Source organism: Sporosarcina sp. NPDC096371 (genome assembly GCF_044762865.1).
GTDB lineage: Bacteria > Bacillota > Bacilli > Bacillales_A > Planococcaceae > Sporosarcina.
The window spans coordinates 534,329-547,870 of the sequence record NZ_JBIWFE010000002.1; the positions used below are offsets into that span (position 1 = coordinate 534,329).

The 13,542-nt window shown below is 42.0% G+C and carries 9 protein-coding genes and 1 pseudogene; 5 read left to right on the plus strand and 5 right to left on the minus strand.

Annotation, left to right across the window (positions count from 1 at the left end):
- Positions 1–616: 616 nt before the first annotated feature.
- Entirely contained in the window at positions 617–4,666 is a 4,050-nt protein-coding gene (locus ACIQ0H_RS08450; protein ID WP_403413288.1) for a S8 family peptidase, read from the plus strand.
- Between the two features lie 105 nt (positions 4,667–4,771).
- Here ACIQ0H_RS08450 and ACIQ0H_RS08455 read toward each other — a convergent pair whose 3' ends face one another.
- Both ACIQ0H_RS08455 and ACIQ0H_RS08460 read right to left on the minus strand, forming a co-directional pair.
- On the minus strand, positions 4,772–5,101 hold the full coding sequence (locus tag ACIQ0H_RS08455) for a hypothetical protein (protein ID WP_403413290.1): 330 nt from the start codon (positions 5,099–5,101) through the stop codon (positions 4,772–4,774).
- Between the two features lie 68 nt (positions 5,102–5,169).
- Entirely contained in the window at positions 5,170–5,679 is a 510-nt protein-coding gene (locus ACIQ0H_RS08460; RefSeq protein WP_403413292.1) for an ankyrin repeat domain-containing protein, read from the minus strand.
- A 122-nt stretch (positions 5,680–5,801) separates the two neighbouring features.
- Here ACIQ0H_RS08460 and ACIQ0H_RS08465 point away from each other — a divergent pair.
- A pseudogene (locus ACIQ0H_RS08465) lies at positions 5,802–5,889 on the plus strand (ribonuclease); the annotation flags it as partial.
- A 123-nt stretch (positions 5,890–6,012) separates the two neighbouring features.
- On the opposite strand, the gene ACIQ0H_RS08470 reads toward ACIQ0H_RS08465, so the two are convergent.
- The 3 genes from ACIQ0H_RS08470 to ACIQ0H_RS08480 are packed head-to-tail and all read right to left on the minus strand — an operon-like array spanning position 6,013 to position 8,922.
- The gene (locus ACIQ0H_RS08470) at positions 6,013–6,693 is read right to left on the minus strand and encodes an endonuclease V (protein ID WP_403413294.1); all 681 of its coding nucleotides are present in this window, start codon (positions 6,691–6,693) and stop codon (positions 6,013–6,015) included.
- 8 nt (positions 6,694–6,701) lie between these two features.
- On the minus strand, positions 6,702–7,145 hold the full coding sequence (locus tag ACIQ0H_RS08475) for a toxin-antitoxin system YwqK family antitoxin (protein WP_403413296.1): 444 nt from the start codon (positions 7,143–7,145) through the stop codon (positions 6,702–6,704).
- The gene (locus tag ACIQ0H_RS08480; protein ID WP_403413298.1) at positions 7,135–8,922 is read right to left on the minus strand and encodes a T7SS effector LXG polymorphic toxin; all 1,788 of its coding nucleotides are present in this window, start codon (positions 8,920–8,922) and stop codon (positions 7,135–7,137) included. The genes ACIQ0H_RS08475 and ACIQ0H_RS08480 overlap by 11 nt, the downstream gene beginning before the upstream one ends.
- A 490-nt stretch (positions 8,923–9,412) precedes the next feature.
- On the opposite strand from ACIQ0H_RS08480, the gene ACIQ0H_RS08485 reads away from it, so the two are divergent.
- Genes ACIQ0H_RS08485 through ACIQ0H_RS08495 form a run of 3 tightly spaced genes read left to right on the plus strand, consistent with a single transcriptional unit; the run spans position 9,413 to position 13,179 of the window.
- Positions 9,413–10,813 carry an MBOAT family O-acyltransferase gene (locus tag ACIQ0H_RS08485; protein ID WP_403413300.1) on the plus strand — a complete coding sequence of 467 codons (1,401 nt, stop codon included), beginning with the start codon at positions 9,413–9,415 and terminating at the stop codon, positions 10,811–10,813.
- Positions 10,814–10,825: 12 nt separating this feature from the next.
- Positions 10,826–11,872 carry a hypothetical protein gene (locus ACIQ0H_RS08490; protein ID WP_403413302.1) on the plus strand — a complete coding sequence of 349 codons (1,047 nt, stop codon included), beginning with the start codon at positions 10,826–10,828 and terminating at the stop codon, positions 11,870–11,872.
- A gap of 32 nt (positions 11,873–11,904) precedes the next feature.
- The gene (locus tag ACIQ0H_RS08495) at positions 11,905–13,179 is read left to right on the plus strand and encodes a polysaccharide deacetylase family protein (RefSeq protein WP_403413304.1); all 1,275 of its coding nucleotides are present in this window, start codon (positions 11,905–11,907) and stop codon (positions 13,177–13,179) included.
- Positions 13,180–13,542 lie beyond the last annotated feature (363 nt).

Here is a 13,542-nt window from a genome sequence, read left to right on the forward strand (position 1 = left end):
AATCGTTGTACGGTGCTCATGGAATTCTAAATTGTTTTAAAGCCAGTATCCAATTCTATGATTATTTTTCTTTACATTCCTGTTGGTTGTTAAGTGTCTGTTGATTGGGCTGTTCGTTTTACGCTTTATCGGTTTCGACAATTCTAAGACAAGCCCATTTATAAAGAGTAGCCATAATGAATATTTTCATTATAGAAAGATCAGTGATTCATTCGCTAATGGTACTTACTGATTGAATCGATTACCCAAATTATCACTGCTATGCAACGCTAGCGGCAGACGCAAGTGCGATACAATCATGATTTGGATGGATTTTTTTTTATTATTCTTCATGCCGATATTCTACAATATCCCTCTAGTCACTCCAATAAAATACATTTATTTCACATTAAGAATAATTACCCCGATTTTTCACTGTGAATTAGTCGGTTTTCCCGGCGATTCATGTTAAAAAAACAAAAAAACTCACTTTATATGTTTACTTATTTTATATTTTAATAAAATTTATAAGACTTTACCTATGATAAAACCCCCATTGCTAGTAAATTGTGAAAACGTTAATCTGAAATTGTCTATGCAAGAAGATTCATATTACAAGGGAATAGGAGAATGCCGAATGAAAAATAAAAACAAGTATATTGCCGCTATGATGGCAACGGCGATGATAAGTGTTCCTGCCGTTGATGCAATTGCAAATGATGCATTTTTGGACAAGCAAAAAGCCTTCGATGTTAAGGCTGCTGATATAAAAGGTAGTGATGAAAACTCTGAGGCTACTACTGGCAAACATGTCATTACGTTGATTACAGGCGATGTAGTAACTGTGACAGACGTAGGGGATGGAAAAAATGTCATAAATATTGAATCTGCTGATGGAACTGTTGGTGGCGCACAGATTATGACGATCGGCGAGAATACGTTTGTCTTTCCAACTCAGGCGATGCCTTATTTAGCTTCTGGCCTTCTGGATGAAAATCTGTTCAATATTACTGCTTTAATTGCCGATGGGTATGATGATGGGGAACAATCCACCTTACCGGTGATCGTACAGTATGCGCCAACAAAGGCTCGTTTCGAGGCAGCTTTGCCTGCTACTCTTGCCGGAACTGAACGCACGAATGTATTGGAAAGTATCGGTGGTGTGGCGTTAACGGCAGACAAGGAGCAAGTGACTTCTTTCTGGGATGAAATTACGCAAAATGTAACAGCGGCTTCTACTCAAAAAGCAGGTGCTCAATTGAATGGTGTGATTGAGAAAATCTGGCTGGATGGCCGTGTGGAAGCGAACCTTGAACAAAGTGTTCCACAGGTGAACGCACCGGAAACTTGGGAATCTGGTTACGATGGTACGGGCGTTACGGTAGCTGTACTTGATACTGGTATCGATAAAAATCATCCGGATGTGGCGGGTCAGCTGGATGGGGCAGTGAGCTTTGTACCTGGGGAAGAGGCGCTAGATCATCATAGTCACGGTACACATGTAGCCTCTACTGTACTTGGAACAGGTGCTGCATCTGATGGTCGCAATAAAGGGGTAGCTCCGGGAGCACGCCTGCTTGTAGGTAAGGTACTTGGTGATGATGGTTTTGGTCAGGATTCCTGGGTGATTGAGGGGATGGAATGGGCTGCCGAAAATGCGAAGGTTGTTAATATGAGTTTAGGTGACACTGTTCCGAGTGATGGAACGGACCCGATGTCTCAGGCAGTAAATGAACTAAGTAAAGAGACAGGTGCATTGTTTGTTATTGCTGCAGGAAACTCTGGAGCTGAGGGCATTGCTGCACCTGGTGCTGCAGATTCGGCACTTACAGTTGGTTCTGTGGACAAGTCGGATAGACTTTCTTGGTTCTCCTCCAAGGGGCCACGCTTAGGAGAAGCGGGGCTAAAGCCGGATCTCGTCGCCCCTGGTACAGGAATTGTAGCAGCCCGCTCCCAGTTATCGAGTCAGGGATCAGGTTCATATCTCACGCTAAATGGTACGTCTATGGCAACCCCCCATGTAGCTGGAGCTGCAGCCATTCTTTCGCAACGTTATCCCGATTGGACAGCGGCACAACTGAAGAATGCCTTGATGAGTACGACGAAGAAGCTGGATTCCATTACACCTTTTGAAGGGGGAACGGGGCGTCTTGACGTAGCAGCTGCAACATTAGGAACTGTGCATGCAACAGGCTCGTTGGATTTTGGATTCTTCGATTGGCCGCATGATGGAGACGTTCCGATTGAAAAGACCGTTACGTATACCAATGAAAGCGATGAGCCTGTGACATTGGATCTCGCGGCTACCTTTACAGGTAACAATGATTCTGAGACACCTGAAGGTTTATTAAAACTATCAGAAGATACGGTAACGGTACCTGCTAAAGGAAGTGCAGATGTGGTTGTAACAGTTGATCCAGAATCGGCTGTTGTTGGAAATCGCTATCAAGGACACCTTTCTGCGATTGTAGATGGTCAAACGGTTGCGCATACGGCAATGGGGATGAGCAAGGAAGAGGAGAGGTATGCGCTTACCATTAATGCAGTAGATCGTGACGGATCTCCCGCGCTGGCTCACATTTCTCTGGTTGGTCAGAATATGTATCCACAATTCATGGTAGTGGAGGGGAAAAAGGAATTACGACTCCCTGCTGGAACCTACTCAGTCATGACGCTGATGGATGTTGATGCAAACACGGATCATGCAGGGGTTGCATTCTTGGGTAATCCAGAAGTTCATCTGGATGGTCCAAAAACCGTAGATCTTGACGCTCGTAATGCACGCGAATATACAGTAGACGTTCCAGAAAAGACTGAGGCGAGTTTTAGGAAACTGGAATATCACCGCACCTTTGGTGGAGAAAATACGATAACTGACGGGCTCATTCTGCCAGCAACTGTGGATAAATTATACGCGGAACCAGCTATGGCTGTTAATAATGGTGAGTTTTATATGTCCACTCGCTGGCGCCTTACCAAGCCATTAATGACCGTTAACCACGGTGAAAACGAGCTAGACGTTCTTGCTCAAGCAGGAAGCACGATTTTTGAAGGGAAACATGAGTTGTCGGCTGTGTATGCAGGTTATGGGGCACCTAAAGATTATGATGGCCTCGATGCAAAAGATAAGGTTGTTGTGGTTAAACGTAGTGCTAAAATCACGGGTCCTCAACGTGCTGCAGCAGCCTATGCAGCAGGTGCTAAACTAGTCATTACCGTTAACGATGGCCCAACAGAATTTGGCGAGTGGGTAGGAAAAGAAGATTATTCCGGTGATAATCCGATTGCAGTGGTATCCGTTAGTGGAACAGAGGGGGAAGAGCTGATTGAGGCTACCCGTTCTGGAAAAATAACGTTAAACGTTGAAGGGACGCCTAATTCGCCATATGCATATGATCTTGTCGATGGCCACAAAAACGTTGTTCCGGAGGATATGAACTATTCACCTACAGAGAAAGATCTTGTGAAAATTGATGCGCAATATAAATCGGACCGCCCAGCACCAGGAGGAGAATTCCGCTATGATATTCAACCATACAGCACATATGGAGTTGGTTTCCTTTATAAATTAGCACTCCCTTCTAAACGCACCGAGTGGGTGTCAGCTCATGGAGGTGTTTCCTGGTACCAGGAGGCTGTCACGCTTAACGGTAATTCGAGTGATAGCGCTTGGGAGATTAGGGATAAATTAGCGATTTATAAACCGGGTCAACGCATGGATAAGGAATGGTTTGCGCCGGTTGTACGTCCCCGCTTCGGTGAGGGCTTCTGGCCACCTTTTCGTTCTGGCAATAGCTTGCAAGTAAATGTTCCTGCCTGGGCTGATTCAGGAGTTGGGCACACGGGGATAGATCATTCCACTAAAGAGCAAAAACTGAAATTATATCAAGGTTCTACGCTTCTTCGGGAAGCAAATGGACAGGCGCTTTATGTATTTAATGATAGTTTGCCAGCGGAAAATACGCAGTATCGTTTGGTAAATGATGCTTCTCGTGATACCAAACGGTGGGCTACATCTGTGAGCACGCATACAGAGTGGACGTTTTGGTCTAAAGAGGAGGTAGTAACTAAAAGAACACCTCTTCCACTGATTTCACTTGATTATAAAGTGGTTACTGACCTGAAGGGTAATGCAATTGCAGGCGATACAATTAAGTTAGGATTGAGCGCGGCGCAGATAGCTGAAGCATCTGGAAACGGAAAAATAGAAGGTGCTTCCCTTGAAGTTTCGTATAACGAAGGCGATTCGTGGGAAAAGGTGAACGTGGTTCGTGAAGGGGAAGGCTGGACAGCTGATATTCGTAATCCTAGAAAGAGTGGAACCTTTGTCTCTCTTCGTGCGAGTGCATGGGATGATTTAGGAAACCGCATAGATCAGGATGTTATAAAGGCATTTGGGATTTCAGATTCAGCTCCTGTGGAAGTTGATTCGGCAATAATCCGTGCACTTGTGGAACGTTTTGAAAATGAAGGTGAATTCAAGAACGCTCAGGCGGCACGTGCATTGAAAACGCATTTGACGGCAGTAGCTCAATATGAAAAGCAAGAAGCTGGCGACAAGGTTATGAAGCATATGAAAGGCTTTAAAGTGTTACTTGACCAGCAGAAGGGAAGTAAGTTGATTTCTGATAAGGCTTATAACGAGTTAATGGCTAGTACTGATGAGATGATTAAGAACTGGAAATAAGATGTGTAAAATCCCCAATGACAAATGTACTTTGGCATTGGGGATTTCTTCAATTCTAGTCACTCAAATCCTTGTGAACTTGAATTGATTGAAGCGTGCTAGAACCTAACTTGAATGATTTAGTATGTTCCACGTTGTTTGTTTAGCAATATCTAAAGGTTCGTTGAGCTTTATTCTTTCATCAAAATCATCTGACCAGATATAAAATTCCGCTAGCCCCCCCCTAGGAGGGTACAAGAAGTCATTCATCTTTCTCACTTTTTCTATAATTATGTCCTCGGATTCATCAGAGGGCATAATTTTCAATACATCCAATATCGATTTAATTTGATTTATTTGGGGGGTTATTGAACTGTCTCCATGCTCCAGCAACGTCTTCAATATCACGCTATATTGTTTTGATAACTCTTCCAGGTTACTCATACCAATATCCATAAGTGTACTCCCTCCTATATTAGTGGCTTGGACCATTCATGACTATTATTAAATAAAAGATCTCTTATTTATTCTTTTTCATTCATCTCTTGCTTTAAATATTCTGCAATTTTTGTTTGTCCTCTTTCAATAGCAAATGCATAAGCATCCATATCTTTCATGTTTTCACCAGAGTATTTTATAGATAAGTCTATATTATTTTCAACTAGCAATTTAACAACCATAAAATGTCTACCATATATTGCAGCAAACAGAGGATTTCTATCTGGTTCACTAGTATCAATCTCGACATTCTGGTTAATGAGATATACGGCAATATCTAAATGCCCTTTTGTAGCCGCTCTTTCCAGGGCGTTTGTAGAAAAAGTTCCACCATGTGCATTAACATCTATCCCAGCATTAATAAGGTATTTTATTATTTCTAAATGCCCATGAGCTGTTGCTACATGTAACCAGGTACCAAAAGGTGTCATCCATGTTAACATTTCTGGTTCTTTCTCAAGTAATTCACTTAATGTATCCAATTGGCCATTTTTGATGGCATCTCTAATGTCTTTTGCAATTTTAGTCTTATCCATTTGTGTTTCTCCTTTAATTTTTAACTACTAGAAATAGCTTGTTTTCCAAGGTCTTGCAGTATTTCAACAAGGGAAGGGTACCTGGTACTCATTGAATTCTGACCTGGATTAGTATATTTTTTGATTTTGAAAGAAACCGGAACAACATCATCCGAGAAATGGCAAAGCAATAGAAATCCATTCATTGATCATCCTGAATGGTACGATTAATATAGTAGCAGACTGGCCCAGCCAACTACAAAATAGCTTAATAGGGAGGGGGAGCACGAAAAAAAACGCCCTTAAGTCTTTCTGGACTTGAGCGTTTTTGTCTTTTATGGTACCGGGCACCTTTTATTGAAACCTTCTTCTGGCCTCTTGTGTTGCTAAATCAGCATATCTTGTAGTAATAGGCAGACGACTATTTTTTTCTATAAAATGCATTGTTATTTTAGTGGCAGTATCTAAATCAATCCAATTCCCGCACGAAACAAATATAGGTTTAACATTCTCTCGTGTTCTTAATGTACGCCCATATACTTCGCCATCTATAACAATATCGGTATACGCCCCCACCTTATTTTCGGGCATGGCATAATCCACATTGTCGATTTTAAAATACGTTTTGGCTACACCTATTGTGGGTTTTCCCAAATCAAATGATGCATGTGTAGCAATTCCCATGTGACGGCCATGCAAATAACCATTTCCGTCAAACATATATAAATCGGGACTGTTTTTTAATTTCTTTACGGTCTCTAAGATAATTGGCAATTCACGAAAAGCTAGATATCCCGGAATATATGGAAATTCTATTTTACCTACATAATCGACTTGTTCAATGATTTCCTTCGTCAAATAATTTAATACCTGTATACAACATACGGAGTAATCAACATCATTATCAGACCAGTATGCGAGATCTACCCCGGCAACAAGGTAAATCTCCTTTAACTCGAAACCATTTTCTAAAAGGATTTTAGTTCTTAATTTATTTTGTATTGCAGTTAATTTATTTTTGAGTATATTATCCATTTTATATCCTACTCAAATCTTTTTACATATACTAAATCTGTTTCGCTAGGTTCTTTTTTTTGTTCTATTATATTACCTTTATCGTCGTATTTCACATAGGTCATCTCGCATCCGGCTATACATTCCGATTCGTATTTTTTGATCCCGTTCTCATAAAACTCTACCTGATACCCTTCTGCGGCACTTTTATCCATATTACCTATTCTTTTAATTGAACCGTTTGGGTAAAATGAAATATTTGCTCCTTGTCTAACCCCATTGTCAATAAAGAAATAACTTTCTAATTCTCCATTTTCATAAATATCATAAGCTAATCCAGTAAATAACTTTTCTTCATCCGCTTCATCATACTCTACTATGCCTAAATCATACGGACCTCCAAAACTTAAATGTTTCTCAAACTCCACTCCGTTTTTCAATACAAATTCTTTTGTTAAAATGTCATTTAACATTCTTCGGCACCTCCGTTATAAATTCAAATCCATCAGTAAGATAAACACAGTGTGGACACCTTGGAAACATCATTCCAGCTGGTTTTTTTCTATTTTGACCAGTACGGATTACATTAATTACAAAATCATCTAAACTGGCATGAGGATTGGCTTTTAAAGCGTCATTCAAAGCGATTATCTCTGCATGCGACCCTGCACCTTTTGTATACTTGTAAGAATCAAAAACTTCTTTTGGCATTGAATCATATTTTAGTTTAATGATTGGTTGGAAATTAGGCGATATTCCATCAAAATCATTTATTGAATAATAATATTTTCCAGTTGTTTTGTCATACACACCCGCAAATGCGGGACCCATCTTGCTATTACTTATACCGGAAGCTTTTAAGTTTTGCAATTCATTAAGTGTTTCTCCACGTAAATTTATACGTTGATTCAATTCTTCGAAAGTAAGTTTTCCATATTTACCATGCAAATAATCTATTCTACCCAAACCATCAACCTCACTGGCGACCTTACCAGTATTACCTGTTCTCTTAACATCAGCCGCATCAATAGAACTTTTGGGAGCTACTGCTTTTACTCCACCCACAAATGACGTTGCAACTCCAAAGCTATCCAACCAATGTTCCTTTGAAAAAGAATCTTCCGGCTGGAATGCCCCTTTGAGCATTCCAGCCATACCAATGGTCATATAGTTGGCAAAGTCAAAAGGTGAATCCAACGCCTTTTTTGTCCTGCTTTTTGCTCCTGAAATGAGGGCATCTGATGCACCAAGTGTTGCATAGTTCGCAAAGTCATAGGGGGAATCAAGTGCTTTATCTGCTCGTGTGTTTAGTCCGTCTACAAAGTCCGTTCCAATTTCCCCAAAGCTATTCAAAGATTTGGAGAAAGGATTGGGATTGGTACGGACGTTTCCGTCATACACCTCATCAATTCCCGTATCAATCGGTCTTCCATAGGTCGCCATGCCTGGGAAAGTGAAAATACCAAGTCCATAAAAGGAATTTGGTTCCTCAACAAATCCATAGCCAAACAACATCGGATTTTGACCGGCTAAATTTGCCTCTATTATCGTCGACGTTTGACCATTCATTGTGGTAGTGTTGAGTATCAAATCCGTCCGCAATGTGCTCCCAGAAGACAATTCCGCCCAACGATCTGCCGAGAAATGGATGTCCGTGAGTCCATCCGAGAATAGCCCTTCCATATTCGAAATCCAAGCTTCCATCCTTAGAAGATCTTGTTCAAGTGGCATCAATGCCGCCGTCTGGGTTGCGTCAAATTCATGCAGTTGCGTGACAGTATCATTTCGTTTCATTTTAGCATTGCGAATACCGTATTGCACCTCACTATCATCAAGATGCGGTAGGGCAACAATATCGGCGACTTGGTTCATGATACTGTTCGTTTCATCTGTCAAATTTTCCGTAAGCCGCGCAATGTGCTGTAGTCCATGTTCAATTTCACCTTCTAAAAAGTCCTCCCGAATGTAGCCGGACGGATCTGGTTCTAGGGAATCCAGAGCTAAATCCATCTGCTTTAGGACAGTTGTGAATCGGTCTTTAAATAGCTGGACAAACTGCAAGAATGGCAAATGGCATTCTGCATAGAAAGTGCGAATTGCATGTCCGCCATCACCTTTAAGAGAATCTTCCATTGCGACAAGACCCTCAATTGACCGTTGAATCAATCCCATTTCGTTTTCAAGGCGGTCTAGCATCGCGATGTTTCGACGAAGTACATCCTGGAACGGGTGGACGTCAAGTATTTTCATATGTATCGCCTCTTCCGAAATTGTAAAAATTAGCGTACGTCTTCATGTTTTTGTACGAAAGTTTTGCGGAAAAAGTTTCCTTATAGGGATGAAATGATTCGGAAGGAGTGGGCGGGTTCTATCTAGCTATAACTAAAGTAGGGGAGTTGGAGGTTGAAATACCTTGTGTCTATTTTATCCGATTTTCGTTCCAATACCTCATCTCCATCCTGGTGTATCGAAGTAACTCAGAATTCAAAGGGAACCTCTCCCGAAATGGTTGGACACTCCGAGGATTTCGTTGTACGTTCCGCTGTTCGTTGTACATCCCGCCAATCCCGTTGCATTTATCCCATATTCAAGACAAATATTCGCCCACGTTATCCAAGCGCCGAAGTGGGTTCAAAGGAAATTTTTAGTGGCTTTATCACCCCCGCTGTGTGGCAAGGTACATTTATTCCTGTTAAGATAAGATGTACACTAACTTTATAGAGTAAAGGTGACATGCGTCGTGATATTTAATTCATTTGAATTTATCTTTCTGTTTTTGCCCATCGTATGGGTGCTGTATTACCTATTAGGAAAACTACATATTCCATTTGCAAAAATATGGTTGGTTGTGGCCTCGCTGTTTTTCTATGGCTATTGGAATCCGGCTTATTTACCACTCATTTTGCTATCGTTACTGGTGAACTATACAATTGGCGCTTTCCTCGGGAGGAATTGGGGCGGCGACCTTCGTAAATTTGTCGCGGCCGCGGGGATCCTGTTCAACGTGTTATTGCTTGCGTACTTTAAATACTTTGATTTTTTCGTGGACAACCTCAACTTCTTTTTTGATACAAATATTCCGCTGAGAAATATCCTTTTACCCTTAGCCATCAGTTTCTATACGTTTCAACAAATTGCGTATGTCGTGGATTCTTATCGACTCGAGACCAAGCAATATAGTTTCTTGAATTACAGCATATTTGTCACGATTTTCCCGCAGCTAATTGCGGGGCCAATCGTCTATCATGGGCAAATGATGCCACAGTTTAATGATAAAAAGACGTATTCGATCCAAACTAAAAATATCGCAATGGGACTAACGATTTTTGCGATTGGTTTATTTAAAAAAGTAGCAATTGCCGATGTCTTTGCGAAGTATGCGAATAGCGGTTATAACGCAGTCGATGCGCTGACGCTGCTGGATAGTTGGGTTACGACCTTATCCTATACGTTACAGCTGTACTTCGACTTTAGCGGATACTCGGATATGGCGATTGGACTGGCTTTATTATTCAACATTAAAATGCCGACCAACTTCAATTCGCCGTACAAAGCGCTTGATATTCAAGACTTTTGGCGTAGATGGCATATTACGCTGTCCAAGTTTTTAACAACGTACGTCTATATTCCGCTGGGTGGTAATCGAAAAGGGAAGTATCGGACGTATATCAATATATTCATCATCTTTTTCATCAGTGGTGTCTGGCACGGGGCCGGTTGGACGTTCGTTGTCTGGGGCGTTATGCACGGTGTTGCCAGTGTCATTTGTCGTTGGTGGAAGCTCGCTGGCTTTAAGATGAATAAAATACTGGCGTGGGTGACGACATTCCTGTTTGTTCACCTGGCTTGGGTATTTTTCCGCGCAGCTACCTTTACGGACGCCATCACAGTACTAAAAGCGATGTTCGGACTCAATGGTGTGCATCTCTCAGGTCTCTATACGTTGTTTAATGAAAACCTATGGATCATCGGGGTCTCTTTGGTCGTCGGTTTACTGATCTCGTGGTTCGCCATCAATTCGATGGAAATTATGAATAAGCAAAAGCGAAGTGTGGGAATGGCTATCTATATTGCATTGCTGTTATTTTATAGTGCGATGCAGTTGCAGCAAGTCAGTGAGTTCCTGTACTTCAATTTCTAAGGTGGTCATCGTATGTCAGAGAAAAAGTTCATAGCTACGATCCTCATTTTGTTCGTCACGCTGTCCATCAGCGTTGTGAGTTTTAATTTTTGGATGGACCCGCTTTGGCATTATGGCCATGCCCATGATTATAATGATGTCCAAAACGTCATTGACGAGAGGGAACAGAAAATCGTTCAATTGAAATACCGGGAAAAGGATTACGACACCTTACTCGTCGGCAGTAGTCGATCGACGTATATCCATCCATCAGCATTCGAAAAATGGAAGGTGTTTAATTTCTCCGTAGCGAATTTGTCGATGCGCGAGTACCATAGCTACATTCTCTATGCGCAGTCACAAAACAAGCATATTGAGCGCGTCATCCTTGGTGTGGATTTTTTCAAATCGAGTGAGCAAGAGGCTGCGGCTTCACGGTCGTTACTGAATTATGAAGTGAAGATTGAGCAACCGTTTTATCGGACGAAAAATCTGTTGTCCTTACAGGCGTTTAAGTATTCAATCAAGAACTTTATGTTGTCTAAAAATAATGAGATTAGCGAAGATAGATTGTATAACCGGCACGGCGAAGCGTTTGCAAGAAAATTGACCGAAAACGAAGTCGATAGCGTGCTGAGTGAAAAAATTGAGCGCTTTGAAGAAGAGTTTTATGGAAAGCACTATTCGTATTATCCGCTCTACAAGGAGATCATGGAGAAGGTCAAAGGGACGATGCCGGATGGGCAAATCACCGTGTTCACAACGCCGATCTCCACGGAACTGTTTAAGTCCCTTGTGGAAACAGGTTTGTATGATGATTATGAGGTGTGGTTACGCGATTTAGTCGACGTCTACGGAGGCGTTTGGAACTTCATGTATCCGAATACCATCACAAATGATATACATAATTATTACGACGGCCATCACTTTTATCCAGAAATCGGTTCTATGATCGCCAATCGCATGGAAGAGGGCGAGCAGAGTGATGCACCTGCTGATTTTGGTGTGTTTGTGACAAATGACAATATCGAGCAACACTTAAGGGAGGTTCGAGAATTAATTTCTAAGTTTGATCAATAATAGAGTATAGCTGAAAAATGGGGGATCATTTGATGAAAACTGTACGATTACTAATGGGTTGCCTACTGGCCATTTTGTTGTTCCTTGTGACAGGACCGTCTGCACATGCAGAAGAAGTGAAAGCCAAAGTCAATCCACTTGCAAGTCTAAAGCGCATTAAAACAACGGCGACTGACGAACTCATCTTGCTGAACGAAGCACCAGCCTTTCAATTTGTAGAAGGAAAGCGCATTGAAGTGGCGACGTTAGCACGCGGTTCGGTCTATCCAATACTGGACATTACGGACGACTACTATTCGTTTAGTTATGGTAATGATCGCTTGTACGTCTTGAAGGAATCCGCGACGACTCGACCTGCGGCGTCCACTTATGAATTGTTGAAAAGTGACTATACAGTGCTAACGACTGCACGCATTCCTGTGTATGACTTGGACAAGCCAGGAGCGAACATCGTTGCGTACGTCGAGCCGAATATGCGGATGACGGTTGTTCGGGAAACAGCTTATTATCAAGTGCAAATGGGCGGGAAACGCCGCTTTATCGAAAAACAAGACACAGTGAAGGATTCAGGCGTTCCGGTGCTCATGTATCACCACATGATTGAAAATGCTGCCCAATCGGACATGCGCAACAATCGAATGGTGATTGATGTGAAGCAATTTGAGGAACAGATGGATTATCTAGTGAACAATGGGTGGACAGCTATTACGATGGAAACGTTCCGTGCATGGAAAGAAAAAGAAATCGACTTGCCAAGAAATGTCGTCGTGATTACGTTTGACGATGGGATCTTATCGACAGTCGTGTACGCGTATCCGATATTAAAGAACTACAATATGCCAGCCGTGTCCTTTGCGATCACGGGGAAAATTAGACAGCAGGCGGCACCATGGGATCCTGCAACGCTCCAAAATGTTGGCTTAAAGGAAATCCGGGAAACGGCAGATGTCTTTGATTATCAGCACCATACGCATTATTATCATTTGATGAACAAAGAAAAAGGACTGCCGTTCCTGTTGACGGAATCCTATGAGGCCATTCTTGCGGATCTTGAACAGGGGAAATTCCAGTTGGGGAAAGCATTTGAGGGCGATACGGAGCGCGTGAAATACTTAGCGTATCCGTTCGGTCAGTATAATGAAACAACGCTCCGCGCAGTGACTGACGCAGGCATTCGCTATGCATTTACAACGAATACGGGCAATGTACGGTTAGGCGATTCGCCACTTGAACTAAATCGCCAGGGCATCGCTCCAGAGCATACACTTGCGGATTTTGAAGCGAAATTATTGAATACGTTTAAATAACAAAAAGGATCATGCCCACGATACGCGGCATGATCCTTTTTATTATCCCGTCTATTTATTAGTCGAAATCAACCAGTAAATAACTTGATTATGCACTTGGAGCTACGTGAATAGTTGCTTTGGGTTCGCTTTGGATTGAACGACTGCTATACGATTACCAGGATGTCTGAATATGTAGGGATGCGACTTTGTCGCATCCCTACATATTCTTTTCGGTAATCGTATGGTGGTCCTTCATCCGCCGCTCTCCAAAAGCACAGATACTCGAAGTGCTAAAGCTCTTGGGGACGAAAGAATTACTTGCTTCTTATCTGGAGAAGAGCCGCCAAATATGAAATTTTGGCGGCTAAGGCTTTCTCTATG

Excerpts from the sequence above, each read along its gene's own strand:
- ACIQ0H_RS08490 (WP_403413302.1), top strand. The coding sequence starts at position 10,826 with ATGTCAGAGAAAAAGTTCATAGCTACGATCCTCATTTTGTTCGTCACG.
- ACIQ0H_RS08450 (WP_403413288.1), top strand. The coding sequence starts at position 617 with ATGAAAAATAAAAACAAGTATATTGCCGCTATGATGGCAACGGCGATG.
- ACIQ0H_RS08460 (WP_403413292.1), bottom strand. The coding sequence starts at position 5,679 with ATGGATAAGACTAAAATTGCAAAAGACATTAGAGATGCCATCAAAAAT.
- ACIQ0H_RS08455 (WP_403413290.1), bottom strand. The coding sequence starts at position 5,101 with ATGGATATTGGTATGAGTAACCTGGAAGAGTTATCAAAACAATATAGC.
- ACIQ0H_RS08480 (WP_403413298.1), bottom strand. The coding sequence starts at position 8,922 with ATGAAAATACTTGACGTCCACCCGTTCCAGGATGTACTTCGTCGAAAC.
- ACIQ0H_RS08495 (WP_403413304.1), top strand. The coding sequence starts at position 11,905 with ATGAAAACTGTACGATTACTAATGGGTTGCCTACTGGCCATTTTGTTG.
- ACIQ0H_RS08470 (WP_403413294.1), bottom strand. The coding sequence starts at position 6,693 with ATGGATAATATACTCAAAAATAAATTAACTGCAATACAAAATAAATTA.
- ACIQ0H_RS08475 (WP_403413296.1), bottom strand. The coding sequence starts at position 7,145 with ATGTTAAATGACATTTTAACAAAAGAATTTGTATTGAAAAACGGAGTG.